The following is a 26,998-nucleotide window of genomic DNA, read 5'->3' on the forward strand; positions in this document are numbered from 1 at the left end:
GTTTCGGTTCGATCATCGGTGGCCTAGCAATGGCAGGAATTATGACCGGCGCCCCCGTGCGCGTTTCGGTAACCACACGTTGCCGAGCTGATTACCTGCCTGCCTGACACCATTTTTTACGGTCCGCATGCAGTCCCCAGAGCAAGCAATGGCAGAAAACGCCCTCAATGTTCCTTCCCCGGCCCAGTACTCGCGCTTTGTGCAGCGCCTTCACCGCCGTTACGAGAACTGGTTTGACGCCTTGCCGCCGGGAGCCCCCGACCGGGCCCTGATGGAGCAGGCCCTGGGCACGCTGCAGTCGCGTGGCCTGGACCTCTCTGCGGCACTGCGCGTGCTGCGCCAGCTGGTGATGGAGCGCATCATCGTTCTGGACTGCGAACAGCAGGCACCTCTCGCCGTGGTGACCAAGGCCGTCACCGAGCTGGCCGAGCTGGCCCTGGACCGTGCCTGCACCCAGGTGCGCGCCGAACTCGACAGCCGGCATGGTGCGCCTCAAGGCCCTGCCGGCCAGGAAGTCCAGTTCTGGGTCATAGGCATGGGCAAGCTTGGCGCCCGCGAGCTCAATGTCTCCAGCGACATCGACCTGATCTACGTCTACGAACATGACGGCGACACCCAGGGCAAGGCCGACGGGCGCGGCGTGATCTCCAACCACGAATACTTCGGCCGTGCCGTCAAAGGCATCTTCAGCCTGATCGGCGACACCACCGAACACGGCTTTGTCTTTCGCGTCGACCTGGCCCTGCGGCCCAACGGTAATTCAGGCGCCCCCGCCGTTTCGCTGTCCTCGCTGGAGGAATATCTGCAGATTCATGGCCGCGAGTGGGAGCGCTTTGCCTGGCTCAAGAGCCGCATCGTGGCGCCGCTGGCCGATATCCAGACCCCCAACGTCCAGGCTCTGCGCAGCGTGGTGCTGCCTTTTGTGTTCCGCCGCTATCTGGACTATGCGGTGTTCGACTCACTGCGCAGCCTGCACCGTCAGATCCGCGACCATGCGTCCAAGCGCAGCGCGGGCCACCCCGAACGCGCCAACGACGTCAAGCTCTCGCGCGGCGGCATCCGCGAGATCGAATTCATCGTGCAGCTGCTGCAGGTGGTGCGCGGCGGCCAGTTCCCCGAGCTGCGGCGCCGCCCTACGCTAGAAGCCCTGCAGCGCCTGGTGCAGGCCAATTTGATGAGCGCCGAGATTGCCGACGCCCTGAGCCGCGCCTACATCTTCTTGCGCCAGGTGGAGCACCGCATCCAGTACCTGGACGACCAGCAGACCCATGTGCTGCCCACGCGCGACGATGATCTGCTGTGGATTGCCCGTACCCTGGGCTATGCCGATGCCTGCGGCTTTCTGCACCAGCTGGACGAGCACCGCGAACTGGTGGCGCAGGAGTTCGACACCTTGCTGGGCGGAGACTCCCAGCAGTGCAGCAACGGCCATTGCAATGCCGCCAAGGCGGCGGCAGGTGGTCCGCCCACGCCACGCGACATCGAGGAGCTGATCGAGGCCCTGCCGCCGTCACTGGCCGGCCAGGTCGCGGACTGGCGCAGCAACACCCGCATCAACGGCCTGCGTGACGAGGCCCGTGCGCGCTTGTTCAGGCTGGTGGAACGCACCGCGCAATGGGTGGAAAGCGGCCAGTCCGGCGAGGAAGCAGCCAAGCGTTTTCTGCAATGGCTGGAGCCTCTGCTGCGCCGCGAAAGCTACCTCGCGCTGCTGCTGGAACGGCCGGCGGTTCATGAAAGACTGCTGCATCTGCTCGGAGCGGCGCGCTGGCCTGCGCGCTATCTGCAGCAACACCCCGGCGTGATCGACGAGCTGGCCAGCGATGCCATTCTCAAGGAACGCTTTGTCGCAGCAGACTTCGAGCATGAGCTGGCCATGCGTCTGGCCGCCCTGCAATCCACGGGCGAAGACGACGACGAAACCCTGCTCAATCTGCTGCGCCGCGCCCACCATGCCGAGGTCTTCCGCACCCTGGCGCGCGATATCGAAGGCCGCATCAGCGTAGAGCAGGTGGCCGACGACCTGAGCGCGCTGGCCGACAGCGTGCTGCGCATCACGGCCCAATGGTGCTGGAGCCGGCTCAAGAGCCGCCATCGCGATACGCCGCGCTTCGGCATCGTGGGCTACGGCAAGCTGGGCGGCAAGGAGCTGGGCTACGGCAGCGATCTGGACATCGTCTTCGTCTTCGACGACGACGATGACCGCGCTCCCGAGATCTACGCGGCCTATGTGCGCAAGCTCATCAACTGGCTGACCGTCAAGACCGGCGAAGGCGATCTGTTCGAGATCGACACCGCGCTGCGACCCAACGGCAACTCGGGCCTGCTGGTGACCAGCTTCGAGTCCTATGCCAACTACCAGCAGCAACGCGGCAGCAATACCGCCTGGACCTGGGAGCACCAGGCCATGACGCGTGCCCGCTTTGTGCTGGGCAGCCGCGATTTTCCCTCGCCGGCAGGCATGCCCGCGACCGACCTGCACCTGCATCAGCGCTTTGATGCGGTGCGCGAAGCCGTCATCACCGCACCGCGCGATGCCGCTGCGTTGCGCAACGAGATTGAAACCATGCGTGAGCGGGTACGCGGCGCCCATCCGGTGCGCGGCGGCCTGTTCGACGTCAAGCACAGCCCCGGCGGCATGGTGGATGTGGAATTTGCCGTGCAGTACCTGGTGCTGGCCGAATCCGGTGCACACCGCGAGCTGATCGCCAACGTGGGCAATATTGCCTTGCTGCAGCGCGCCGAAGACGCGGGCCTGCTGCCCAAAGGCGTGGGCTATGAAGCCGCCAAGGCCTACCGCGAGCTGCGTCGCCTGCAACACGTGGCGAGACTGGACGAGCGCTCCGGGCAACTGGAGCCGGAGCAGGCCCAAGTCCAGCGCGAAGCGGTACTCAAGCTCTGGACTGCGGTGTTCGTGCCCGGTACCGCAACCTAGGACAGGCAATCATGTCACGGGATTGAAGATTGGTGAGCGCCCGCTTTTCATGGCACTGGCAGCATCCATCAAGATTTGCCTACAGGCATTGCCAAACTGTTACAAAAATGAAACCCACTAGGGCTGGAACTTCTGCAACAGTGTCTTATCTGATAGTCAAGTGCAATGAACTGACAGGTCTGCATTCACCAATTTCCAGTTGCGAAGCCTGTGGGTACGCCCATTGAAAAATCCCCGGAGCGCTTCTCCTCCCTCCCTCTCTTAATTCGTTTCGGGATGCTTCGCAACTTTTTTATGCCCCAAGAAAAAGGCCACTTTCGAGTGGCCTTTTTCTTGGCTGTGACCCGTCCTGCCAGAGGTTGACACCTTTTCTTGAAGGAAAAGGCAGGTCTCATGGAATCAGGCTCCAAGCGAACCCACAGGGATTACACGCTGGCCTTTAAGCTGGCAGTGGTCGAGCAGGTGAAAAAAGGCGAGTTGACGTACAGGCAAGCGCAGGCGCGCTACGGGATCCAGGGTCGATCGACGGTGCTGGTGTGGCTGCGCAAGCACGGTCGCCAAGGTTGGGGGCGTGGTGCATCCCATGCAGCCATGCCCTGACATGCCCCCCAGCACTGACGCCCGAGCAGCAGATCAAAGCCTTGCAAGTGCAGCTCAGAGAGGCCAACGGGAAGGCCCAGCTGTTCGAAGCGATGCTGGATGTTCTCAAGAAGGACTATGGAGTGCGCGTCGTAAGAACGCCTTCGGGCAAGTCCTCGCGCAGCGGCTCGTCCAAGGGCTGAGCCGACAGGCGTACCTCCAGGGCCAACGGCGCCACGCCCAGCGTGAGAGCCGGGCCGATGCGGTGGTGCAGCTGGTGCACGATCGGCGGGTTCGCCAGCCCAGGCTGGGTACGCGCAAGTTGCACCATCTGCTGCGCCAGCCGCTGGGGCAGGCGGATATCCGTCTGGGGCGCGATGCGCTGTTCGATGTGCTGCGCAACGCCCGGGTGCCGGTGCCCGTACGGCGGGCGTATCACAAGACCACAGACAGCCATCACCGGTTTCGTCGTTATCCCGATCTGCTCAAGGCGGGCGATCAGCCGGTGTGCGACAGGGCCAGCGAGCAGGTCTGGGTGGCCGACCTCACCTATCTGCCCACGGCCGACAAGTTCGTCTACCTGAGCCTGGTCACCGACGCCCACTCGCGCAAGATAGTGGGCTGGCATGTACATGACAACCTGCAAACCGAGCCGAGGGCCCTGGCCCCGAAGATGGCCTTGCGTGCCCGCCAGAGCCACCAGCGCCTGGTGCACCATTCGGACCGGGGCATCCAGTACTGCTCGAGCTACTACCAGAGCGTCCACCAGCGCCACGGCCTGGACTGCTCAATGACCGATGGCTAGGACGGCTAGCAGAATGCGCTGGCCGAGCGGGTCAACGGCATCCTCAAAGGCGAGTTGCTGCTGCAGCGGCCCGCCGACTTGGAGCAGGCCCGGCGCATGGAGGGTAAGTCGGTGAGGATCTACAACAGCGAGCGCCGCCATCAATCGTTGAAAATGCAAACCCCCGATGCGGTGCATCGGGCGTCCTTGGGCGGCATCCGCCGGCTTGAATTACCGTCCGAGGTGTCAAACTGATCCAGGACGGGTCACTGACATGCCGCCACTCAGTGGGGCACGGTATTCACAAAGCTGGGGCGCGCCGCCAGCTTGGTCAGCAAGGCGGCCAGATTCGGATGCTCGGCGCGCCAGTCCAGCTCGGGAAAGCGGAAATCCAGCCAGGCCAGGGCGCAGCCGACGCTGATATCGGCCAGCGTCAGATGCGTGCCGCCACAGCAGAACGGCTTCTCGCCCAATCCCTGCGACATGACCTTGAGCACGGCCCGGACCTTGCCCATCTGGCGATCCATCCAGGCCTGGCTACGCTGCTCTGCGCTGCGGCCTGGCCAGGTGGCCTCCAGCCGCACCAGAACGGCAGCATCCAGCATGCCGTCGGCCAGGGCCTCCCAGGTCTTGACCTCGGCGCGCTCGCGGCCCGTGCCCGGAATCAGCTTGCCGACCGGCGAAAGTGTGTCCAGATATTCGACGATGACGCGCGAATCGAACATTGCCTCCGTGCCATCCATCACCAGACGCGGCACCTTGCCCAGAGGATTGCCCGTACCCGGTGAAAGCGCTTCCTCCCAGGGGTTTTCTTCGACAAATTGATAGTCCAGCTTCTTTTCGGCCAGCACGACGCGGACTTTGCGCACAAAGGGGCTGGTGGTGGAGCCTATTAGTTTCATAGCAGCGGTTCCATGACACGGGTCACCGGCGACGGGCCGGTGCAATGATTCTATGCGCTGCCATGGCGGCCCGGCGGCCGCCGCAACGGGTCTGCATGCGCGCCAGCCACGGCCGCCGAGCAACCCAGCGCTGCGTGCGACTGATGCAGCGCACCTACAATTGCGCCACCATGAACCTGTCCTCCCTCACCGCCATCTCTCCCTTGGACGGCCGCTACGCCGCCAAGCTGTCCGCACTGCGCCCCATCATGAGCGAATACGGCTATATGCACCGCCGTGTTCAGGTCGAGGTGACCTGGTTCATCGCCCTGTCCGATGCCGGCTTTGCCGAGTTCCCGGCGCTGTCGGCCGAGTCGCGCGACTATCTGCACGCGCTGGTCGCCAACTTCTCCGAAGCCGATGCAGACGCCATCAAGGCCATCGAGAAGACCACCAACCATGACGTGAAGGCCGTGGAGTACTGGATCAAGTCCAAGTTCGACGGTCGCGCCGAGCTGCAGAAGGCGGCCGAGTTCGTGCACTTTGCCTGCACCAGCGAAGACATCAACAACACCAGCCACGCCCTGCAGATCCGCGTCGGCCGCGACACCGTGCTGATGCCCGCCATCGACGGCATCATCGCCAAGCTGCGCGAGATGGCCCACCTCTACGCCGAAGTGCCCATGCTCAGCCGCACCCACGGCCAGACCGCCTCTCCCACCACCGTGGGCAAGGAGCTGGCCAACGTGGTCGTGCGCCTGCAAAAGGCCGCTGCCAACATCGCCGGCGTCAAGATCCTGGGCAAGATGAACGGCGCCGTGGGCAACTACAACGCCCACCTGTCGGCCTGGCCCGAGTTCGACTGGGAAGCCTTCAGCCAGAACGTGGTGGAGTCCGCCGAGCCCAAGGGTCTGGGCATCAGCTTCCAGCCCTACTCCATCCAGATCGAGCCCCATGACTACATGGCCGAGCTGTTCGATGCGATGGCTCGCACCAACACCATCCTGATCGACCTGTCGCGCGACATCTGGGGCTATGTGTCCCTGGGCTTCTTCAAGCAGCGCCTGAAGGCCGGCGAGATCGGCTCGTCCACGATGCCCCACAAGGTCAACCCCATTGACTTCGAGAACTGCGAAGGCAATCTGGGCATGGCCAACGCCATGCTCAAGCATCTGGCCGAAAAGCTGCCCATCAGCCGCTGGCAGCGTGACCTGACCGACTCCACCGTGCTGCGCAACATCGGTGTCGCCTTTGGCTACACCACGCTGGCCTACGCTTCGCTGATGACCGGCCTGAACAAGCTGGAGCTCAACGAAGAGCGCCTTCAGGAAGACCTGAACAACGCCTGGGAAGTGCTGGCCGAGCCCATCCAGACCGTGATGCGCCGCTATGGCGTGCAGGGCGCCTACGAAAAGCTCAAGGAAGTCACGCGCGGCAAGACCGTGCTGGCCGAAGATCTGCACCGCCTGATCAACGGTCTGGAAATCCCCCTGGCCGACAAGGACCGTCTGCTGGCCATGACGCCTGCCTCCTATATCGGCAAGGCTGCCGAGCTGGCCAAGCGCGTTTGATTCGCAAGTTTGGTCCAAAAAAAGATAGCTGCTAGCGCTTGATATTCAAGCTTTTCAGCATCAAAGAGCTGCCAAAGCCAATGTTTATTGGCGCTGGCAGCTCTTGTTTTTGATAGTTTTCAAAAGGACTGCCTGCGGGCAGCACCGCCATGGCCATCAAGTCCACCATCTTCAAAGCCAATCTGTCGATTGCCGACATCGACCACAACTACTACGCCGACCACAATCTGACGTTGGCGCGCCATCCCAGCGAAACAGATGACCGCATGATGGTGCGCCTGGTGGCCCTGGCGCTGAACGCCTGGAAGCTGCAAGACCTGTGCAACGGTGACGGCACTCTGGGCTTTGGCATTGGCTTGTCCGACCCTGATGATCCGGACGTGCACATCACCGATTACACCGGCCAGAAGCGTCTGTGGATCGAAGTCGGCCAGCCCGACGAAAAGCCCATCACCAAGGCCTGCAACAAGTCGGACCATATGCTGGTCTACCCCTTCAACCACGCCGCCCATGTCTGGTGGAAGGGTCTGGAAGGCAAGCTGGCCCGCCAGAGCAAGCTGGAAGTGCATTACATCGACTCGGAAGTGGCCCAGCAGCTGGGCTCTCTGGCCGAGCGCAGCATGCAGCTGCAGGCCACGATTCAGGAAGGCCAGCTCACGCTGTCCAGCAATCTGGGCACGGTGTTTGTCGAGCCCACGCGCTGGAAATAAGCTTCAGAAACTCTGGCCGCGCCGCTCCGCCGCGCGCTCCGCATAGCGGTTGAAGCGCCAGGAATCGCCCTCGACCGTGATGCGGCGCCATACGGCCCGCTTCTCGGCGGGCTCCATGGCCGTCCAGTACTGCACCTCGTCAAAGCTGCGGCCGCAGCCCTTGCATTTCTCATCGCCCTGGCTGGTGGAGCAGATGGCAATGCAGGGTGTATCGGGCATGGTGTCGAACCAGGCCAGCCAGGCCGCCATGGCATGTGACGGAAAGCCCTCCACGGCCACGTCGGGCTCGCATTCATAGATCATCAGCGCATACACCTCGGCCAGAGCCTTGACCCCGGGTGCCAGCAGCACGCCGTCGGGCGATGGGGCACGGCCTCGCCAGTAATTGATGGCCGCTTCGATGTCGGTGATGTGGATGGCAGTCATGGAGCAGGCATCATAAGCCGCTGCCATGAGGCCTGCGCCAGCAAGGTTGCTGCGTTTTTGGTAGCTACCCGCGCTTTGTGCAAAAGCGTCGCAAGACTGCTGCTCAATATAAAACCTGTGAACTAGATGGGTTTTGAAGCTTGAAATCCCATGCCTGCTGTGTTGAAATGCACAGCTTCGAAGGGGAGTAGCTTATCGGACGCATGTTGTGCGTCATGAGCGGATGGTCGTCAATACGAAGCGCAAGCTTCCGGCCATGCGGTTTGCAGACTGACTGCAATCGAGCAAGACCTTTGATAGGCCGATGACGGTCAATCAAAGTGACTTCCCCTGCACGATTCCTCGCGCGGGTTTGCGCTTCGACTTACGTCACCTTGGTCTTCACCCGCTGGCGTCAAGTGCCAAACCTATGCAGACTGCACCAGCGGCATTCCACAACGAGGAAAATCACATGGATCTGGACTTTCTGACCCACACGCCCTTCTGGATTGCGCTGGGCCAAATCATCATCATCGACATCCTGCTGGGCGGCGACAATGCGGTCGTGATCGCACTGGCCTGCCGCAAGCTGCCCCCCGAGCAACGCCGCAAGGGCATCATCTACGGCACGGCCGGCGCCATCATCCTGCGCATCATCCTGATCGCCTTTGCCATGGTGCTGCTGCAGCTGCCCTTCCTGAAGGTCGTGGGTGCCGTCCTGCTGATCTGGATCGGTATCAAGCTGATTGCTCCCGATGACGAAGGTCACGACAACATCGAAGGCAGCGACAAGCTGTTTGCCGCCATCAAGACCATCATCGTCGCCGACCTGGTGATGTCCGTGGACAACGTGATCGCCATCGCCGGCGCCGCCCAGAGCTCGGGCGACCACCAGATGCTGCTGATCGTGCTGGGTCTGCTGATTTCCGTGCCCATCATCGTCTGGGGCTCGCAGCTGGTCATCAAGCTGATGGAGCGCTTCCCCATGATCATCGTGGCCGGCGGCATGCTGCTGGGCTGGATCGCGGGCGGCATGTTCGTGACCGACCCCGTGTTCGTGAACACCGAGAAGTGGCTGTGGATGCCCAAGCTGGGCACCACCGATGCACAGGGTCTGGCCGAGATCTCCAAGACCCTGTACTGGGCAGCCCATATCGGCGGCGCGCTGCTGGTGCTGGCCCTGGGCAAGTTCATTGCCAGCCGCCGTCCCGCGGTTGCAGCCCACTAAGTCTGGAAAACCCAGCAATTCGTGAAGGAATGCGGGAACTGACCGCAGCCTTCACGACTCACAATAGAAACAAGTCGGCACATTCCTACAGAGGTGCCGCATTCTTCAACCTTCGTTCCCGTTAGGACGCACTTTGAACCCCATCATTGTTTACGTGGATGACGCCACATACGCCCAGCCTATGCTCGAGGCACTGGCGGGATCAAGCCAGGCGGCTTCCTCCCACTGGTTGCTGGTGGCCTGTGCTCCGCGCATGACCCACCGTGTGAGCAAATGGGTCAGCCATCGCGCTCGCGAGAACTGGCGCGGCAAATGGGCCGACAAGCTGTTTACGGCCTTGATGCCCGTCATGGCGACGAGCGGCGGCAAGGTCACGCCCGTCTTGGCCAAGGGCCCGCTGACCGAGCTGGTTACGGAGCTGCAGCAGGAACATGGCGCAGCACAGATCATCGACGCCCGCCGCCCCAAGCAGGAGGCTGTACAAGCCGCCCCCGTCAATGCCAAGACCAATGCCAACGGCGGCCGCTGGAATCTGCCTGGCACCATGGCCGCGATTGCCGCCATGATGGGCTTTGTAATCGACGACTCGCTCTCGATTTAAGAGCAGCTTCCAAACCTTGAAAGCCTTGTGCGGTGGCCGCTGCACAAGGCTTTTTTCATGGGCCGGCAGCGCGCCAGCGCGCAGGCAGCACCTACTGCTATGCTGGGCGGCATGAAAATCCTCGTCAAATGGCTTCTTTGCGCGGCGGCTCTGCTCGGGGTCGCCTATGTCTACAGCGGCGTCCAGGTGCAAAGCTTTGGCTCAGCCATGATTGCGGCCCTCGTCATCGGTCTGCTCAACACCATCATCCGGCCCATACTCGTAGTGCTGACCCTGCCCGTGACCATCGTCACCGTGGGTCTGTTCCTGCTGGTGGTCAACGGCCTGATGTTCTGGATGGCCTCGGGCCTGCTGGGCGGCTTCCACGTTGCCGGCTTCTGGGCCGCTATGCTGGGCGCGCTGATTTATTCGGTGCTGGGCCTACTTATTGACCGCCTTGTCGCGCAGCTGTTCCCGGAGTAGCTCTTCGACGGCACGCAGACGCGTGTCGATGATGGAGGCCTCGAAGTAATCCGCCCTGGCCCCGGCCTTGCGGGCCAGATCCTGGGCCGCCTTGAAGCGATCCACCGCTGCCGCATAGTCATAGTGGGCCACCTGGGCCTCGGCCTCGGCCCGCAGGGCGCGCATTTCCTGGCCCTGGCTGCGCCATACGCGCGCCAGCGTCTGCCAGGCCGAACCATCGCGGGGATGGTCCGTCACCCAGGTCTGCAAGGGACTGGCCATGGAGCCTGCCTGGTTGAGCCTGAGCAGGATCTCCGTCTTGAGCAGCAGCTCCGGCCTGCGCGGCGCAACCCGCTCCACCACGTCAATCGTGGCCAGACTGGGCCCGGCCTCGCGCGGCCCGGCCTCACGTGGCCCGGCCAGATTGCCACTGGCCGTCGCCTTGGGGGCAGCCTGGGGAGCCAGCACCGACTGCAAGGGCAAGGCAACCAGGGCCGCCTGTGAATTGTCGGCCTTGAACTCGAGCTCGGCATTCAGCCATCGGGCCTGGATATTCGCGGGTGCATTGCCGGCCGTCGCCGTGAGCAGCCGCTGCACCATCTCGCGCGCCAGCGGCCAGTCGCGCAGATACATGGCGCTGAGCGTGGCCGCATAGAGCTGAGCGACCTGCTCGAACTGGCTCAGACTGGAAAAACTGCCGGAACGCGGCAACGTGGCCCACTGGCGGCGCACCTCGACACCGGGGTTGGAAATCACACGGGCGCGGGCCGACATCATCACATGCTCCAGCGTAGGCACGGGGTCGGCCGCGCGCTTGCCGGGCGGAATGCGCGAATCCATGTCCGCGATACGCTGGGTAGTCAAGGGGTGGCTGCGCAGATAGGGCCAGCTGCCGTTGTCGTTGAGCCGGCTGGCCTGCTGCAGCTTGCCGAACATGCTCACAAAACCCTGGGGAGCAAAACCGGCAGGAGACATCAGGCTATAGCCCATGCGGTCCGCCTCGCTCTCCATGGCGCGCGAGAAATTCAGCTGGTTCTGCATCACGGCCGCCGGACCGCCCATCATGATGGCCATGGCCGCATCGGGGCTGCGCGTGGCCGCCAGGGCGCCCAGCAGCATGGAAGCCAGCATCAGCGGCGTCTGCTTGCCCTGCTGCGCCATCATGCGGGCAATGTGGCGCTGGGTGATGTGGCTGGTTTCATGGGCAATGACCGAGGCCAGCTCATCGCCGCTGCTGACCACGCCGATCAGTCCCAGATAAACGCCCATATAGCCGCCGGGCAACGCAAACGCATTGACCTGGCGATCCTTGCCCAGCAGCAGCGTCCAGGCAAAGCGCTCCTCCAGCTCGGGCGACAGCTCGCCATTCTTGCGCGCCGCATCCTGCAGATGCAGCCAGATGCCTTCCACATACTCCTGCAGCACCGGGTCATCCAGATAGTCCGGGTCGCGGTACAGCTCGCGGGCGATGGAGTCACCCAGGCGCCGCTCCTCGCCCGTGGTCAGCGACGAGGCACCGTCACCCAGAGTCGGCAAACCCGCCGCCAGGGCACCGGGTGCCAAAGGTGAGACTGCTTGAATAGCTATCAAAACAGAAGCTGTCAGGGCTTTTAAAATATGAACTTTACGCAGTTTTGGCATCAAAAATGGCATGGCAATCACAGCATTGCCGGCTTATGGATCTTCCATATGCCGACCGTTCAACACCCCACTATGATGCCTTGATTGATGGAGACGGCGACATGCCCGCCTGGGATGCCCAGGTAAAGCCGCCAGTCCGTCCCCGCTCAACCGTGATTGGGCGGCAGAACCCAAGCCGTCTGCCGCCGGAAAGAACCGCCATGTCCTCTCTTACCCACTTCGACGCCCAGGGCCAAGCCCATATGGTGGACGTCGGCGCCAAACCCAGCACCCATCGCATCGCCGTGGCCGAAGGCCGCATCACCATGAAGCCGGAAACCCTGGCCATTGTGCAGGCCGGCACGGCCAAAAAAGGCGACGTGCTGGGCGTGGCCCGCATCGCCGCCATCATGGCCGCCAAAAAAACCAGCGACCTCATTCCGCTCTGCCACCCCCTGGCCCTGACCCGCGTGGCCGTCGAGTTTGAGCTGGAGCCCGAATCCAGCTCCATTCTCTGCACCGCCACCGTCGAGCTAAAAGGCCAGACCGGTGTGGAAATGGAAGCCCTGACCGCCGTACAGGTCGGCCTGCTGACGATCTACGATATGTGCAAGGCGGTGGATAAGGGGATGGTGATGGGCGAGGTCAGGGTGCTGGAGAAGCGGGGGGGGGAAGTCGGATCACATGGTTTAAAAGCAACCGTCAATTACATATACCCGTCAGATTATATTTAATTGAATATTCTTCGGCCTTAAGTATACCAAAACGGCCAAAGAAAGACTCTATGATCAATTCTTGATTCTTTGCTTCATCACATTTACCCATTTTCAATAAAAATAAGTAATACTGGCGCATTGTTATGAGCCATGGAAAGCGTTTAGAGATTATCCTAGCGGACTCCACATTTTCCTCGTCTATATCAGAGGATGGAGTAGTTCTTAATACCTTCACAAGCCCTTGGTACTGGCTCAAAATTAAAGACGAAGAAGCGTACTGGTGCAATTCATCGTCTTTTGTATAGAACTGTTCCTCTAACAAGGAAGCCCGAAAATCATTTTCAATTTTCAAATATTCCCTGCCAACAACAACAGACAGCACTAATGAGAGAAAAATAAATATCCAAATTAATTTTTTAAAATTCGACGAAATAAGTTTTAAAAATTTTGTATTTCCTTCGACTACCCCCATAAAAAATACACACGGCAACATAAAATACATATATGCAAATGGATACTCTAGCATACTATGTACCGCAATTGGTAAAATCAATAGAATTGCACATTGAGAAGTAATTACAGATTTTTCATTGCCTTTAGCAATTATATTGCCGTGCAAGGATCTTACCATCCAAAATATCAGCGCTATTGCAATTACTCCACCAACCGGAACTCCAAACCAGATCATCAGATCCAAAAACAAATTGTGGGCATGATCCATGTTCTCCGCACCGCCAATGTTCACGGTAAAATTTTGCTGGGCTGCCCCGAGATTCAACCATCCCCAACCAATGAATGGTTTTTCAGAGATCGCCGCATACATTTGCTCCCATAGCTTATAACGCGTTGTACTTAATCCTGAAAATTCTCGCGCAGCACTTCCACCGAAGAAATTGGATATATCCGCCCATTTAATGAAAATTGCCCAATAGAGCAATAAGGAGATTGAGACCCAATGTAGGGATTTCCTGAAATCCTTAATAAAAAATACCACAACCGCCATAATCGTAATTGATAATGCACCGGTTCTAGACTGGGTTGCGACTAATGTAAAAACAAGAATTACAGAAGCACTATACAACCATAAACCCCGTATCTTCTTGTTTATATCGAAATAAAGCAATGATACAAGCGCCATTAGCAATAATGTAGCCAACTGATTAGGCTGTGCAATATTGCCATAAACTCGGCCCTTGCTGGGGTACATAAACATCCCTTACTCTACGCCTTGCCATTGAGCAAGGCCCACAACACTGTTTATCAAAGCGCCGAGGAGAATCGTCAAGAATACGATATCTATCTTTGAAATATTTTCATAATTCACACAGTCTCTCTGCTCTATTAAAGATAAAATTCCGAGAGAAGAAGACATGCAGCAGTATGCTGACAATAATATCAAAAATACAAGATCTCCGAGACCAATCAATCCAAGGAAATACTGAACTATAGAGATAACGGCTAACAGAGACAAGCAAATATAGATACGTATCGGTATAAGTGTGACCCCCCCCCATAGCAATACAAATCCAGCGCAAGCAAATGCTTCCTGCAAAAAAGTGTTCCAGGGTGATATGTGGTCCGGAATTACCCACATCAGCACTAAAAAAACACCAGCAGTTAATTGACTATATTTCTTGAAATAAGACATAAAAAAAGCCCCCTGGCGGAGGCTTCTCTGACTGAATAGATATTACTTGCAGGATCCGGGCAGGTATTTGCTAATAGTCGTGGAACCGCCACTGCACTTCCAGCTCACAATTTGCGAGCCTTGGTGATTCGAAGCTGCATCAACCTTCAGTGCCGTTGTGTTAGCTGTATCCATGAATGGTTCCAGCTTGACCGTATCGCTGGAGCCGAGCGAAACACCCAGTGCAGCCGTATCAGGAGTGACAGTAATAACTCCATTGGCAGTTGTTGCCACAGATTTCACCATCTTAGAAGGATTGGAACCTGCACCAGTAGGGTTGGCCTCACAGCCCCATCCATTGGCTGAACCTGTAGAAGTTGTATTCATCGATTGCACCTGCTCGCTAATCGAGGTACGGCACTGAGAGGCAGCCAGCACCACTTCGGCCATGCGAGCCTTTACTGTGTAATCCTTGTAAGCAGGCAGAGCCACGGCAGCCAGAATACCGATGATCGCCACAACGATCATCAGTTCGATCAGGGTAAAACCCTTTTGAATGGAACGCTTCACTTCAAACTCCCTAGTTGGATGAGACCCAAGGTATCAAGCAAGCTGCATGCCAACAATTTGACAGAGGCAGAGCCTGCAACAGACGACACGTTTGGCAACACGAACGCGAGTTTGAGTAACAATTTTGGCGTTCCCGTCACAAGCAATGACAAATTTGTCAGGCTCTTGGTGCAAGTCAAGCCGGCTTCTCACTCCACGACAAAGCGCATGGTGCTGCCTGCCAGGTCCACAGTGTCGCCATTGAGCAGGGGCACGGAGAGCGGTCCGACTACCTGGCCATTGAGCTTGAGGTCTTCGCTCGCACCTTCCAGTTGGGTAAGCACAAAGCCATGGGGCTTCTGGGTGATGGAAGCAATGGCTACCCCGGGCTTGCCCAGGGTGGTGACGACCTTGAAAAGCGCTATTTCCTTGCCTGCCAGGCTGCCGGTGAGCATGCGAATCACGGCGTGACGCTCCGGCAGTGCGGCAAGCGAGCCCTGAATGGTGGAACTGAAGCTGGAGATTTCGCCAAACCCGGAAGGGCTGGCCAGTTTGGCATGGCTGCTGTCTGCCTCTTCCGAAATATGCGCCAGCGCTGTCTTTTTTCCGCCCTGGGCAGACGCAATATGGGTATCGGGGATCACGGTGTCGAGAAAGCGGATCTTGTAACGCCCAATGTCCAGCAGGTCGCCGTTGAGCAGATACTGCTTCTGGATGGCACGGCCATTGACATAAGTGCCGTTGGTGCTGCGCAAGTCCTCGATGCTGACCTTGCCGCCAGTGATGGTGAGCACGGCATGCTCGCCGCTGACCGCCAGATTCTCGATCACGATGTCGTTATAAGGACGACGACCCACGGTCGTGCGCTCCTTGGTGAGCTGCACTTCCTTGATGACTGCGCCGTCGATTGAGATGACCAAAGTCGGCATGCTCGAAGCTCCTGAGGAAACGCCAAGTCCCGCTTGGCTGCACTGGCAGAGATCCCTCACACTTGAGTGTGTGATTCAGCGCCCGGACATTAATCGTAACCGGATGAAACGCGCCTGGATGCAGCATCTTATTTCACTAATTCGATGAAGCCAGGGATCCGATTGAAATTTTCAACTCTGCTGCCATTCGCCTGCAACATCCATGGAATTGTTCCTGCAGCCTCTCAGTCACCGCAAAGAAAAAGCCCGCGCTGATGGAAGCACGGGCTTTTGCAGATTCCTGGAAAGCGGCAACTTCCGCCAGTCCGTGAATTAGAACGGTAAAAAGCACCTAATTGTGTTGATAGTTATAGGAGGCCAATGAATCTCAACGTTCTGTCATTCTACTATCTAAATTTTGTTCATAGCAACTACGCATGCGACCTCGCTCAGCTCAAAAACCTCAAATGATGCAAATTTGTTGATAGTGGCAAAAGCAGGACGTTCAACCCCCCCTGCTTAAGCACCAAGTTGCGCAGTTCGCCGGGGTCAATACATTGCTGGGCTTAGGTCGTGAGGGCAGGTTCATCGGCACGATGGCTAAGTGGCCATCCCCCACATGACCCGCCTCAGGGCTACGCACTCACCCAAGGTGAGGCCTCGAAATCCTGGCTATGTTGAGAAGTTCAGGATTGCGTGGGTACTCATCAAGAGCGACTTGAATCAATGACTCGTAGGAGATGTCGACTCCACCACCACCGCGCGAAAGCAGCCTGAGGGCGGCATGCCAGCCGGCACGTCCGTTGGTCGCCCTACCCAGGGCAGCGATATCTCCTCCAGCCCGTGACCAAACCTCGTCGTGTTGCGGTCCTGAGGGAAAAAGGTCAACGAGAAGCCTTTCGAGCTTAGATTGGTCAACGCTAGGTCTACTCTGCGTCAAGTGGCTCGCCGAATGTGGATTTGTACTGTTTGTATCTGCGGCCTTGAACCATCCGCCCTTGCGCAAGGCTAGAGGGAAATTGGTTTCAGCATGCATCTTTATCACGGGATGCTGCACATGCCCGTGAACGGGATTAGCAGGAACTTGGGAAGAAACGTACTCGAACAAGTCGAAAACTCTGACGAGGCCATCCTTCCTCTCGTCACCTGGTGCGCTACCACTGAGGCCCTCGAGTAGAAAAAATGTGAAAAGACTATGGCCTTTGGCAGAGTATGTAATTGATGTCTCATCTTCTTTGCATGACGAGATGACAACGCGTCCGGCACCAGATGCGAGCTTCTCAAGGGCAGGAGCCCGAAAACCAAACGGAAGCTTCATCCCATCGCCATAGGCCTTTAGCTGCACGGCACCATCGGAATGACATGCATCAAGGATGACAACTACCCGCGCAGCAGGAATTGCATTAATAAGTGCGCTGAGCTGACCTGCCTCGATACCTGTTCCATCGGGGTCTTCACGGTCGTAATCAACCGGGCAAAGAAAGGTCTTCGAGCCTTCGCCATCTGGTAAAAGCCCCCCGTGACCGGAGAAGAAGACTATCACCGTATCGTTTGAAGTTGCCGATTCCGAGAGCTTGCGCAAACCGTCAAAAATAGCGTCGCGGGTCGCATGTTCATCCAGCAAAAGCAGAACGTTGTCCTCGGGATAGCCACAGAGGTCTGGCCTTGTAAGCACGGCGGCGAGACCCTCTGCATCAGCACGAACCACAGCAGGAAGCTGCAGACTGCCAGGGTAGCCTTGGCCAATTCCAATCAAGAGAGCCCTGCCGGAGTCGAAGCTGTTCTTCAAGGTACTCATATCCAGAATTTTTCTCGTTGAAGTTGGCGTAAGGCGTCGCTATTGCTGAAATCTTCGAGCATCTCGTTGAGTAGTGCTGAGACGCCAGGTCTCATTCCTACGCGCAGTTCACGCAAACAACGATGCCAACTTGCCTTACCAGATTGCTCTCGAATTAAGTCTTCCGGTCGACCTCCACTACGGCTCCAAAGTTCTCGCTCCCATGGTCCTTCTGGATACCTCACGACAGCCTCCGCTTCGAATGCTTGCCAGGCTTCATCAGTTGAAAGGCGCAGCTGTATGTTCAACCGGTATGCAACAAACAATTGGTCAAAGTAATCAAACAACGCTAGGCACTCTTTTAGAAACGGATGAAAGTCGCTTCGAGAGTTGAAAGAGTCCTTTGCGACATGCGCTGTTGTGCGCCAGCGATTGTTGAGTGCAATACGGCCAAAGGTATAGGCAGCAGTCTCGTCGAGACGAAGGCCACTGTCTCGAACAAGCGCGAGGAACTGAGCTGCCTTGGCATCTGATTCAAAAATGAAATCCGTGAGATATCGCGGCAAAGCGGAGGGAGCACGCCTTAGGACATCCACAAGAAACCCATGAGCATGGACTTTCTGGACGACTACTTCTGCCAGTTCAGGTTCAAGAAGGCTCAATGAAAAAGTGCCATTCTCATATTGGCTAAGCCAACCATCAGCGGTTGCCGATTTGACCGCGCCTGCGTAGCGTTGCGGGATGAGCGTCCATGCGTCACTGCGCCGCTCAACATCTATAAGGTTAGCCAGCGAGCACATTGAAATAGCCCACCAGACCATGTCATCTGCTATCCGATGTGTAATCGTCAGACCGACGCCAATGGTTGGATTTGGCAGAGCATCCACGATGCTGGCAGATTTGGTGAGCGCATTCTTAAGCACCCGAAACCATGCTGAGTCTGTCCAATCGAAATGCTTAAAGACAGCTGGCTGACGTATGCATGCATCAGACACAACATCAATGGCGGTTGCATCGCGGCTGCCTACAGAGAGAAGCACCGCCTCGGTATCAGTGCACATGCCAAGCGAGCTTTCGAGCAGCTTGTGCTTTGCTGTGGTGTTGCTTGGGGCAAGCTCAAGTGCACTTTTTAAGGACTGACTTGCCGTACGCGAGCGCGCTAATAGCGCACCTGCCAGGGTCCACCAGCCTCTGGATGCCATCTCGGAAGCGAGTGTGTTTGCGAGGGGTTCTGGAAACTTATCAGCCATGGTGGAGAGCAGTCGCTTTTCCATTGCAGCCGTTTTATCCACCAGAGACAGGACTCTCGTAATGTGATTTGGACAAGTGGTTAAGCCAGCCCAGAGTACCTCGAAGGAGGAGTCTTCGGCCTCCTTTGCTGCAAGGTTAGCTTCGAATCCTTGTCCAACGGAAGTTAACCACGCGGGTTTTGCCTTCTCGGTCGCCCATGAGCTAAGAATGCTTGCCAGTCCTTGTGAAAACGCGCTCGGTCTTTGCTTACTGACCCAGTGGGTCAAGCAGTGTGCAATGAACGTAGCGCCAGGTGACGCCGTGAGTTCGAGGTTACGCAAAAGCAGAACATCTTGCTCAGTCCAACTTGATTCAGCATCACCCAGCCGCTTAAGGAACTCAGCCACAACGGCAGTGCGTTCAGCGCTGCTTCCGGCCCTTTCAGCAAGAATACGCAGCAACTGAATGTATTCGGATGGCTTACTTCCCGTTTGCCATAGCTCTAAAGCTTGAATTGCAATCGAGATTCCCATTGGCGAATCAAGACTAAGCTGCATCCTCTTGGCGAAATCTCGAAATGAAGCCTTCTTAGGAAGGTTCAGCAATGTAGCCGTATGCGAGCAAACCAAGTCGTCTCGACCAGACTGGTCAACGTAGCAGCCAGGGTCCCATCGTGCGCCGAGCTCTTTTGGAGTGCACACCACAGCTAGTTCATGGACGTCGTCTGGACCAAAGCTCATTCCGAAGGTAAGGCTCTTGCGAAACTCCGGTGGAACACGCGCCCAAAGCTCCAGCATTGCAGCGTCAAAACCTTCCTGCCCAACCACCACAACAGGCCTTTGAGAACTACGACTTAGAGACGCAGCTATCTGTTCGGTTAACTTTGGAGGAGCATTGCGAAGCCCGCCAATTTCGTTACTTTCAATAACTATAGGTTCGAGGCTATCGCCCTGGGTCCACGGCTCTTGCAGTGCGCTAGCCAAAGGAGAGAGGTCCTCAAGTGCTTCAACCAAATTCAGGGGGATGAAAGCGGCACGGGACAAAACCATGCCGCCTCGGGCAGCTCCTGGAGCCGGCCGAGTAAAGATGAGTATGAGCCATTTCTGATGACTGATTAGTCGAAGGAATGGGGCCCATGTAACCCCAGAAGGAACTGTTTGAGGCAAGTCAGTGCGCCATGCAATGTCACGGAACTCTGACTCAAAAGAGCTATTGCTTCCCTGCAAAAATGCATGCCCCTTAAGTGGGCCGAAGACTGCTTGTTGGATAAGCGCTTGCATTACTGGCGGGACACTGCGGCCAAGTGGATGATAGGTAGAGTGAGGTCGGCCAGTTGCTGTCCATCACGGCCCACAACATACCCAAATTGTTCCGGTCCTTTGTTGACGAAGTCCTCATTGGCCTTCTCTTTATCTAGCTCTGTTTCAAGTGCTGAGAGGCCAAAAACTTCACATCTATCACTCCACCGACTACGAATGAACGAAGCCAAAAGTGGCAGAGTTTTTTCGAGCACATCAGCTGGCTTGGTGCCAGCGGGAAGCTTGAGTTCATCCCAGCACGAGAGCAATACGGTCATACGTGGAACGGGCCCTCTATCCCGCCCCCCTCGGGCATGGAGCAGCAATTGCAAGAGCTCCACCAACCTGGACTGAATCGTTCGGTGAGGCTTATTGTCAACCCCGTCTTCATCCGCGCGCCGTAAGTCCGCTAAAGGCCTGGAGAAGATGTCATCGTCCTGGCGCGATAACTTCGGACGAACCATCAAAATCCATCCATGTGCGGCCTGGGTTCGCTCTACCCACTCTCGGCCCATGCGCCGGGTGTCGATGAGTTGCCGTATTTGCTCTCCAGCGTAGTCTGGCCATATGAGTTCAAACTCATTGCCTTTCCCATCCTCAACTTCCCATAAGCTTTCTCGGTAGACACCCGACGGAGTATGGTCAGCCAACAGACCTGCGTTGAGCCGCTTCCTCACTTCCTCAAAGGGAGAAATGTCATCGGGGGTTGTGCGCAGCTTGAGTTCGCAGGCTTCCACTTCAATGCGCGACAGAAGTTGGGCACCGTAGTGACTCTTACCGACATCCGACTCGCCGAAAAGCGCCACCTGAATACTGTTTCCGTCATAGCTCATGAGAGCTCTCCAAACCGTTGAAGTAAGACTGGTCCAGGCAATGGCTCATTCTGAGGTTTAAGAAAACTTGCTTTTGCGTCCAAGACCCATTGCAGCAAATCCAGAATTCCTTGACCTTGATTCAGCGTGTCGCCGTCGCTAGTTGGATGCATGCTCACGGGAAATTCAGCATGATTCACAAGGCAACGCTTCGCTGCTTCACGCACCGCAGCCACAATTTCTTCTGGGACAGGGATATCGCACTTCGTCCATACAAGTGCCACAGGTCGCCCGCGCTGCTCTCCACCCACACGCCTCAATAAATCGATAGTTGCTCTACGTGCTTGACCTCGCTGAGGACCTGCTAAAGCCTGAGAGTCGGCAATAACGAGAAAGACATCCGAACAGTCAGCGAGCCAGCGAGCACCTTCGGCCTGCGTGCTCATCTTGTTCAATGTCCACTCCGTAAACCACTCTCCTGGTGCATCTGCTGCCACCAAATCACAGAGTTCGCCACTTGCCTGAAGTGCCAGATGAAGCATCCCCGGCCGACGTCCTGTACCGCTTGAGGTGTGAGGTGGAAATGAGGGGCCATGCTTGGCCGACCATCGAAGATGGCTAGAGATGTTCTCCCACCCCTCAAGCGTTAAAGAACCCGCAAATTCCACGTGCTGAGGACGTATGCCGCGGGCAATCAGCAGATAGAAAGCGGCCAGTAAAGACGTCTTGCCCGCCTCAGCGGCCCCTGCCACCAGTAAGAGCTTGGAACTTCCCGTTCCGGCCAAATATGGGAGGTCTGTAGCGCCCATGGCGTTGCCTGTCCATGGGAACCTAAACTCTCCGCTCAACGCGACGGGAGAGTCCTCTTCCCCCACTGTGACCGACTTGTCCGCCGCGACCCAATGCGGGCAGTCTCTGTGATTCATTTCACCCTGCGAACAGGACATTTCCGGAGCGTTACAGCCCTCGGCTGAGCATCGACTACTCATGCCGCACCCGAGTAATCGGTAGCTTGTAAAGCCAGCAACTCGCGGAGCAGCAAGACGGCCCATTTATGTAGAGGAAGCGAAGGCTGACAGATGCAATCAGTCTCGCTGCGTTTTTGCAAAGCTGCCATGACTAGCCCGATGTGGGGCGCTTCGTTAGTCAGTTCGAGAAGACATTGCATTGCGTGTTCATTCACCTGGAGAACATCTTGAAGGTCTCGCTCTTCTTGGCTCGATACAACACTCAAGACCGCCTCAGCAAGCAATGAATGAACCGCTGGTTCATATGCAGGCGGAATCAATCTAGACAAGTCAACCACTGCGTATATCGTGGCGTCCAATGGAGACAAGTCACGATAGGGCTTTTGGGCAGCCTCGGAATAAAGTGCTTGGCGCCACCATAGAAGGTTGGTCGAGCGCTTGAGGTTTTGGTCTGCATTAGCAACTGAGCTAAGTCTATTCACAACTACTGCATGATTTTTTGCATCCAGCTCTGCGGCCTTGGCGATAGCAAAATCGATGTACTCCCCCAAAATCGCCGTCATCTGGTCCGCGAAATCGTAGCTCCATGGAGGACCGTCACTTGGCCAACTTCCATTTGGCTTGTCATTTGCCTCTCCATTACGGTTTGAAGGTCCCGAAGCAGACTCAAGTCGCTTTTTCAGTGATGCTCGTTCAACCTTAATAGCCTTGGCTGCAGCAGCAAGGGCGGCATTTGTACTTGAGCTTTCAGCCATTTCCACTGCTGATTCGGTCTCGAATGCTTGTTTCGACGCGTCACGTAGCATCTTGATAACAGGCTCATACTTACCGGGACGCAGCCATGGTTCAAAGTTCTGCATCAGTAACCAGATAGCCGTCCCGATGGCGGGCTGAGTCTCGACGGCATTCACCAAGGCTTGTAAGGTCACCGCACGGTATAGAGTGGTCGCAGTCCCATCTCTAAAGGCACCTTGGTAGGTATTCCACTCTTGCTCAATTGCTGCTGCCGCGTTGGCAAACGCGCCACTATCAGAGTTTTCTTCAAATTTGATGACGCTTAGAAGGGCAGCAATTGCCGATGCTGGCTTTTCGGAAAAATCATTGGAAAGCTGTGTAGCAGCTGCCGAAAGCTTTGCCAAACGCTCATCTTCCGCGCCTAAGTCTAGAAGGCTCAATCGAAGAAATGTCCTGAGTACCGCTGCAGTCATTGCCCGTCCCTTACTAATTGTTTCCGTGATGACAGCGTGGATTCTAGGATTAATGACCGTCTTCGCGCGAATGCCTTGTGGAATGGCGCGACTGAACAATTCAGCTTTAGTTGAAGTGGGTACAGTGATAGCTTAGAAGCGAAGACTCAGCTCATCTACATCATTCGAGGAGATAGTCGCTAGAAATGGCAGCACCGCGTCGAAGAGACCTCCGAGATGCAATGGTCAGTGACGTTACGGGACTTGCGAAGACTAGTTAGCTAAGCACTCAATTTTCATCTGAGTGACATTGCCTTCAATCAGGCAAAGCAAAAAAGTTACCGACTGTATTATTGAATCGACTTAAGACGTTTGGGGTGGGCCGTCGCTATCACGAGGCCCACTCATCTCCGATTGCAATCACCGCCAACCGATGTACCTGCACGAACTCCGAATTCAAGGCTTCAGACGCTTTCATGACCTCAAGCTTCAGTTCAAGAAGGGTTTGAACGTGCTCATCGGGCCAAACAACGGTGGCAAAACTGCAGTTGTTGATGCACTGCGCGTGCTGCTTTCAGCCAGTGACGAAGGAAGCCTTCGACTGACTGAGCTGGACCTTCACCAACCGGAGGCAGGAAGCCGCAGCACGGAGGCCAAGTTCAACTTCATATTCCGTGGCCTTTCAGAGCAAGAACATGCCGATTTCATCACGGCCTTAAGGCCGATTGCCGCAGGAGACAACTCCGGAGAGCGATACGAAGCTTGGTTCACAGTTCAGTACTCCAAGGCAGATTCTGAGAGCCGTCTAAAGCTCCGTCGGTGGGTCGGAGAGCATGAAGAGAACCCCCTAACGACTGAGATGCTTGAAGAGCTCCGGGCGGTTTATCTTCAGCCTCTTCGTGACCCGGCCTCTGGACTTAAACCCGGTCGGTATAGCCAATTAGCGAAGCTACTGCACCGCCTGTCCAAACAACCCGAACGCGATGCGTTGGAGCTGCATCTCAAGCAAATCGACCAGGACCTAAAACCACTTCCTCCACTGTCTACGACCAACACAGTCATTGGAGAGCGGCACGCAGCAATGCTTGGAAAAGAACTGGCGCAGCTTCTGGACCTTGAGCTCAGCCCAAGCGACTTCGCCCGCTTCGCATCACGTATCGGGATGTCTGTTGGCGGCATGGAAGTTGAGCAAAACGGACTTGGCTTCAACAACCTGATATTCATGGCTGTTGTACTAAGCGAGCTGGCCCTTAACAATGCTGTTTCCTACTGCGGCCTCATCGTGGAAGAGCCCGAAGCTCATTTACATCCGCAGCTCCAGGCCGTGCTGCTCGACTACCTTAAGACTGTTGAGAAGCCCGAACAGGGGCAACGTCCAGTACAAGTGTTCGTCACTAGCCATTCTCCGAACTTCGCGGCCTTGGCAGACTTAGATTCCATTTGCTGCATTTATGACAGTCCAACCGGGCCTGCCGTCTTTGCGCCTCGCGACGTCAAGTTTGAAACAGGACAAAAGGAGAAGCTACAACGCTATCTCAATGTCACGCGGGCAGAGCTATTCTTTGCGCGAAGGCTCATTCTTGTAGAGGGCACGGCAGAACTGTTCTTACTTGACGCATTGGCAGGCAAGGCAAGCATTGATTTGCGCAAGCACTCGGTCAGCATCATCAGCACCGATGGTTTGAACTTTGACTGCTTCTTGCCGCTGTTTGGCAAGAATGCTATGCAGATTCCCGTGGCAGTTATCACAGATGCAGACCCACCAGCGGACGTATTTCCGAGAAAGGCTCAAGCGCTACAGCTATCGGAAAATGCTGAAAAGCTACAGAAGCTGGAGGACGATTTCGTCAAGCTCTTCTTTGCACACAAGACTCTCGAATACGACTTGGCGCTAAACCGAAGCTCTCGTGACCAAATGCTGTCTACATTGAAGCAGATGCATCCGAAAATATGTGCGGATATCGAGTTAGGCATCATCTTTGGTGGCAAGCCTCATGAGCTTGCCAAAGAAGTCTTCAGCGGCATGTTCGTAAGTCGCAGCGTTAAAAAAGGGAGCTTCGCGCAACTCCTTGCATTCGAAATCGCTAACTCAGAGGAGAACGTCGTACTCCCACGCTATCTGAAAAAGGCGCTGATGTTCGTGACTACCGCTACGCCAAAGAACAATGACGACGATGTCCTTTGAGCCCACCGCTGAACAGACGGCCATCATTGAAGCGGACTTAGTGTCCATGGCTATCGTGGCATGCCCGGGGAGTGGAAAGACGGCAACGGCAGTACGACGGCTGGCTGAACTCCGTAAGCGTCTCAACGACACGAAGGGCCGAGCGGCCCTTCTCTCGTTCTCAAATGTAGCCGTAGAAACCTTTCGCGCCGAGTATCAGAAGCTTCAAGGGACGACTGTCACCGACAGCAAGGTTGCCATACAGACGGTCGACTCGTTTATTACCAACTACATTCTCAAGCCACACTGTGCCCGCGTAATGAAATCGCGACGCATGCCGTTCCTTTGTTTAGGCGACGAACCGTTTCTTAGTGCCTACAAGATTGGTGAAGGCAAAGAGACAACCGGAGTAGCAGACATAATTCTGAACAGAGTCAGCGGAGAGACGCGCTTCTATCGGAAGGTTGGTAAGTCGGACCCAATAGCGCTCACCCCAGCAATGTCGAAGCTGGCGTTGAAAAAGCTAAACGAGTTCGCTGCTACAGGTGGGTATACGCATACGCACGGGAGAGCCTGGGCGAGATGGCTTCTGGCGCGCGAACCTCATATTGCAAAGGCGTTGGCACTTCGATTTCCCCAAATTCTTGTCGACGAAGCCCAAGACGTAGGAACCTTCGAGGGGGAAATCCTTGACCTGCTTATCAAAGCTGGAAGCGATGTTTCGTTGATTGGCGACTTTCATCAAAGCATCTACAGCTTCAACTTTGCGACAGGCGATTACCTCCGTGCCTTCAGCGAAAGAGATGAAGTTGTAAAGTTTGAACTCACACAAAATCGCAGGTCACTACCGGCAATCGTCAATGTTGCCAATGCCTTAGCTCGAACGAAGACGACACCTCATCGAACAACCTCAAAACTCCACTCTGGAGCTTTCTATTGGCGATACGAGGAGGACAAAGCTCGGGAGCTGATGTCTACATGGTCAAGTGCTCTACAGGCCAAAGGCTACGCATTAGCCGATGCCGCAGTACTGTGTCGCAGCTCCGACATGCTAAGCGAGCTAACCTCAGCCAGTGTCAATCTGGGTACATCAGCGGTCAAACACCTGGCGTCCGCCGCGCTGGAGCGAGACAGGAACGGTGACATTGCAAAGACCTTCCATCACTGCGTTCAAGCGGCAATTCATTTAGTCGACGTGCCAAATACTTTCGCTCAACAGGTAAAGTCACCTGAGCGGGGAAGCGACATAGCTCAACTGCGACGATTGCTCTGGGACCTGATTCGAGACAATGCGTCCGGAATTCCTCCCTCCACACTTGAGGCGCGAGGAGAGTGGCTCACAAAGTTAAGGACAAACCTTGCATCTTGGCTGGACATCGTTGAGGAAAAAACCAAGTTCACTCGAGCCGCAACATGGACTGCTCGGGTGACTGCCAGGCGTCTTCCCGAAACAGGACCCTTACTCGGAGGAGACCTGGGTCAAAACGATTGGAACGGCCTGCGCTTGGGCACAGTTCACTCAGCTAAGGGTGAGGGAATCCCTGCAGTTATGTACCTCACCAGCAAGAAGCACCTGACAGCACTGCTTAAAGGGACTTCCAAGGAAGATGGTCGCATAGGTTTTGTTGCAGCCACACGCGCTCGAGACTTGCTCGTCGTCGCCATCCCATTAGATACAAAGCCTAGCGTTATCAAAAAGCTTCACAATTTGGGGTTCATGGACTGGGATAGACCTGGAAGGTAAGCACCACAAGCCAGCGTTTTGCGGTTGCTTGTGGAGGCGTCACCTCGCCGAGAAAGTTCAGCCAGCCCTCCCGCACGCAGTACATTGAGCTCCTCACCCACCTTACGGTGTACGCCCAGACCATGGTCACGGTCGTGCATATTGGCGAAGGCCTGGGCATAGGGTATCTGTGACATTCGGCGAGCAGGGGTTCGGCACTTAGTCATCATCGACACGTTCACACCTTGCACAGCACAGGTCGCATACGTGGTCAAGTACTTGGCACT

At 56.6% G+C, this 26,998-nt stretch carries 20 protein-coding genes and 1 pseudogene; 10 read left to right on the plus strand and 11 right to left on the minus strand.

The window, feature by feature from the left end; translation table 11 throughout:
- Positions 1–148 precede the first annotated feature (148 nt).
- Complete coding sequence (gene glnE, locus O987_RS27045; protein ID WP_043375859.1) at positions 149–2,932, plus strand: bifunctional [glutamate--ammonia ligase]-adenylyl-L-tyrosine phosphorylase/[glutamate--ammonia-ligase] adenylyltransferase; 2,784 nt, start codon at positions 149–151, stop codon at positions 2,930–2,932.
- Positions 2,933–3,325: 393 nt separating this feature from the next.
- Positions 3,326–4,550: pseudogene (locus O987_RS28545) on the plus strand (IS3 family transposase).
- Between the two features lie 29 nt (positions 4,551–4,579).
- Here the strand turns inward: O987_RS28545 and O987_RS27065 are convergent.
- Entirely contained in the window at positions 4,580–5,197 is a 618-nt protein-coding gene (locus O987_RS27065) for a glutathione S-transferase C-terminal domain-containing protein (RefSeq protein WP_043375865.1), read from the minus strand.
- Positions 5,198–5,367: 170 nt separating this feature from the next.
- On the opposite strand from O987_RS27065, the gene purB reads away from it, so the two are divergent.
- The gene (gene purB / locus O987_RS27070) at positions 5,368–6,747 is read left to right on the plus strand and encodes an adenylosuccinate lyase (RefSeq protein ID WP_043377098.1); all 1,380 of its coding nucleotides are present in this window, start codon (positions 5,368–5,370) and stop codon (positions 6,745–6,747) included.
- A gap of 149 nt (positions 6,748–6,896) precedes the next feature.
- Complete coding sequence (locus tag O987_RS27075; RefSeq protein WP_003060119.1) at positions 6,897–7,457, plus strand: YaeQ family protein; 561 nt, start codon at positions 6,897–6,899, stop codon at positions 7,455–7,457.
- A 3-nt stretch (positions 7,458–7,460) separates the two neighbouring features.
- Here the strand turns inward: O987_RS27075 and O987_RS27080 are convergent, their stop codons facing one another.
- The gene (locus tag O987_RS27080; protein ID WP_051962267.1) at positions 7,461–7,910 is read right to left on the minus strand and encodes a DUF3717 domain-containing protein; all 450 of its coding nucleotides are present in this window, start codon (positions 7,908–7,910) and stop codon (positions 7,461–7,463) included.
- A gap of 424 nt (positions 7,911–8,334) precedes the next feature.
- Between O987_RS27080 and O987_RS27085 the strand changes: the two genes are divergently transcribed.
- The 3 genes from O987_RS27085 to O987_RS27095 all read left to right on the plus strand — a co-directional run bounded on the left by O987_RS27085 (position 8,335) and on the right by O987_RS27095 (position 10,153).
- Positions 8,335–9,090, plus strand: a complete 756-nt coding sequence (locus O987_RS27085; protein ID WP_003060114.1) for a TerC family protein — start codon at positions 8,335–8,337, stop codon at positions 9,088–9,090.
- A 133-nt stretch (positions 9,091–9,223) separates the two neighbouring features.
- Positions 9,224–9,691: a hypothetical protein gene (locus O987_RS27090; protein ID WP_003060111.1), complete on the plus strand. Its 468-nt coding sequence runs from the start codon at positions 9,224–9,226 to the stop codon at positions 9,689–9,691.
- A gap of 111 nt (positions 9,692–9,802) precedes the next feature.
- Positions 9,803–10,153 carry a phage holin family protein gene (locus O987_RS27095; protein ID WP_029158475.1) on the plus strand — a complete coding sequence of 117 codons (351 nt, stop codon included), beginning with the start codon at positions 9,803–9,805 and terminating at the stop codon, positions 10,151–10,153.
- Here the strand turns inward: O987_RS27095 and O987_RS27100 are convergent.
- Positions 10,112–11,773: a M48 family metalloprotease gene (locus O987_RS27100; protein ID WP_043377102.1), complete on the minus strand. Its 1,662-nt coding sequence runs from the start codon at positions 11,771–11,773 to the stop codon at positions 10,112–10,114. The genes O987_RS27095 and O987_RS27100 overlap by 42 nt on opposite strands.
- A gap of 200 nt (positions 11,774–11,973) precedes the next feature.
- Here O987_RS27100 and moaC point away from each other — a divergent pair, with 200 nt between their 5' ends.
- On the plus strand, positions 11,974–12,486 hold the full coding sequence (gene moaC / locus O987_RS27105; RefSeq protein ID WP_051962268.1) for a cyclic pyranopterin monophosphate synthase MoaC: 513 nt from the start codon (positions 11,974–11,976) through the stop codon (positions 12,484–12,486).
- Here moaC and O987_RS28550 read toward each other — a convergent pair.
- The 8 genes from O987_RS28550 to O987_RS27135 form a co-directional block, all read right to left on the minus strand.
- A complete protein-coding gene (locus tag O987_RS28550) occupies positions 12,455–13,681 on the minus strand; it encodes a PglL family O-oligosaccharyltransferase (RefSeq protein ID WP_080731620.1) in 1,227 nt (408 codons plus the stop codon). The genes moaC and O987_RS28550 overlap by 32 nt on opposite strands.
- Before the next feature lie 477 nt (positions 13,682–14,158).
- Complete coding sequence (locus tag O987_RS28555) at positions 14,159–14,623, minus strand: pilin (RefSeq protein ID WP_235214424.1); 465 nt, start codon at positions 14,621–14,623, stop codon at positions 14,159–14,161.
- Between the two features lie 230 nt (positions 14,624–14,853).
- Positions 14,854–15,573, minus strand: coding sequence for an FHA domain-containing protein (locus O987_RS27115; RefSeq protein WP_043375870.1), 720 nt, complete (start codon positions 15,571–15,573; stop codon positions 14,854–14,856).
- Positions 15,574–16,195: 622 nt separating this feature from the next.
- A complete protein-coding gene (locus O987_RS27120) occupies positions 16,196–17,350 on the minus strand; it encodes a caspase family protein (protein ID WP_051962269.1) in 1,155 nt (384 codons plus the stop codon).
- Entirely contained in the window at positions 17,347–19,839 is a 2,493-nt protein-coding gene (locus O987_RS27125) for a hypothetical protein (protein WP_235214228.1), read from the minus strand. Before O987_RS27125 ends, O987_RS27120 begins: the two co-directional genes overlap by 4 nt.
- Entirely contained in the window at positions 19,839–20,690 is an 852-nt protein-coding gene (locus O987_RS27130) for a hypothetical protein (RefSeq protein WP_043375874.1), read from the minus strand. Before O987_RS27130 ends, O987_RS27125 begins: the two co-directional genes overlap by 1 nt.
- The gene (locus O987_RS29000; protein ID WP_158407689.1) at positions 20,687–21,478 is read right to left on the minus strand and encodes a TRAFAC clade GTPase domain-containing protein; all 792 of its coding nucleotides are present in this window, start codon (positions 21,476–21,478) and stop codon (positions 20,687–20,689) included. Before O987_RS29000 ends, O987_RS27130 begins: the two co-directional genes overlap by 4 nt.
- A gap of 176 nt (positions 21,479–21,654) precedes the next feature.
- Positions 21,655–22,944, minus strand: coding sequence for a GTPase-associated system all-helical protein GASH (locus O987_RS27135; RefSeq protein ID WP_043375876.1), 1,290 nt, complete (start codon positions 22,942–22,944; stop codon positions 21,655–21,657).
- 313 nt (positions 22,945–23,257) lie between these two features.
- Between O987_RS27135 and O987_RS27140 the strand changes: the two genes are divergently transcribed.
- Both O987_RS27140 and O987_RS27145 read left to right on the plus strand, forming a co-directional pair.
- Positions 23,258–25,009: an ATP-dependent nuclease gene (locus O987_RS27140; RefSeq protein ID WP_051962270.1), complete on the plus strand. Its 1,752-nt coding sequence runs from the start codon at positions 23,258–23,260 to the stop codon at positions 25,007–25,009.
- Entirely contained in the window at positions 24,990–26,732 is a 1,743-nt protein-coding gene (locus tag O987_RS27145; RefSeq protein WP_043375878.1) for a UvrD-helicase domain-containing protein, read from the plus strand. The genes O987_RS27140 and O987_RS27145 overlap by 20 nt, the downstream gene beginning before the upstream one ends.
- Positions 26,733–26,998 lie beyond the last annotated feature (266 nt).

This window comes from Comamonas testosteroni TK102, assembly GCF_000739375.1.
GTDB classification, from domain to species: domain Bacteria; phylum Pseudomonadota; class Gammaproteobacteria; order Burkholderiales; family Burkholderiaceae_C; genus Comamonas; species Comamonas brasiliensis.

Bases quoted from the DNA above. Each gene is read 5' to 3' on its own strand.
- O987_RS27085 (WP_003060114.1), top strand. From the start codon at position 8,335: ATGGATCTGGACTTTCTGACCCACACGCCCTTCTGGATTGCGCTGGGC.
- O987_RS27075 (WP_003060119.1), top strand. From the start codon at position 6,897: ATGGCCATCAAGTCCACCATCTTCAAAGCCAATCTGTCGATTGCCGAC.
- O987_RS27100 (WP_043377102.1), bottom strand. From the start codon at position 11,773: ATGCCAAAACTGCGTAAAGTTCATATTTTAAAAGCCCTGACAGCTTCT.
- moaC (WP_051962268.1), top strand. From the start codon at position 11,974: ATGTCCTCTCTTACCCACTTCGACGCCCAGGGCCAAGCCCATATGGTG.
- O987_RS27140 (WP_051962270.1), top strand. From the start codon at position 23,258: ATGTACCTGCACGAACTCCGAATTCAAGGCTTCAGACGCTTTCATGAC.
- glnE (WP_043375859.1), top strand. From the start codon at position 149: ATGGCAGAAAACGCCCTCAATGTTCCTTCCCCGGCCCAGTACTCGCGC.
- O987_RS27145 (WP_043375878.1), top strand. From the start codon at position 24,990: ATGACGACGATGTCCTTTGAGCCCACCGCTGAACAGACGGCCATCATT.
- O987_RS27065 (WP_043375865.1), bottom strand. From the start codon at position 5,197: ATGAAACTAATAGGCTCCACCACCAGCCCCTTTGTGCGCAAAGTCCGC.
- O987_RS27125 (WP_235214228.1), bottom strand. From the start codon at position 19,839: ATGCAAGCGCTTATCCAACAAGCAGTCTTCGGCCCACTTAAGGGGCAT.
- purB (WP_043377098.1), top strand. From the start codon at position 5,368: ATGAACCTGTCCTCCCTCACCGCCATCTCTCCCTTGGACGGCCGCTAC.
- O987_RS27120 (WP_051962269.1), bottom strand. From the start codon at position 17,350: ATGAGTACCTTGAAGAACAGCTTCGACTCCGGCAGGGCTCTCTTGATT.
- O987_RS27115 (WP_043375870.1), bottom strand. From the start codon at position 15,573: ATGCCGACTTTGGTCATCTCAATCGACGGCGCAGTCATCAAGGAAGTG.
- O987_RS28555 (WP_235214424.1), bottom strand. From the start codon at position 14,623: ATGATCGTTGTGGCGATCATCGGTATTCTGGCTGCCGTGGCTCTGCCT.
- O987_RS27095 (WP_029158475.1), top strand. From the start codon at position 9,803: ATGAAAATCCTCGTCAAATGGCTTCTTTGCGCGGCGGCTCTGCTCGGG.
- O987_RS27130 (WP_043375874.1), bottom strand. From the start codon at position 20,690: ATGAGCTATGACGGAAACAGTATTCAGGTGGCGCTTTTCGGCGAGTCG.
- O987_RS28550 (WP_080731620.1), bottom strand. From the start codon at position 13,681: ATGTTTATGTACCCCAGCAAGGGCCGAGTTTATGGCAATATTGCACAG.
- O987_RS29000 (WP_158407689.1), bottom strand. From the start codon at position 21,478: ATGGGCGCTACAGACCTCCCATATTTGGCCGGAACGGGAAGTTCCAAG.
- O987_RS27080 (WP_051962267.1), bottom strand. From the start codon at position 7,910: ATGGCAGCGGCTTATGATGCCTGCTCCATGACTGCCATCCACATCACC.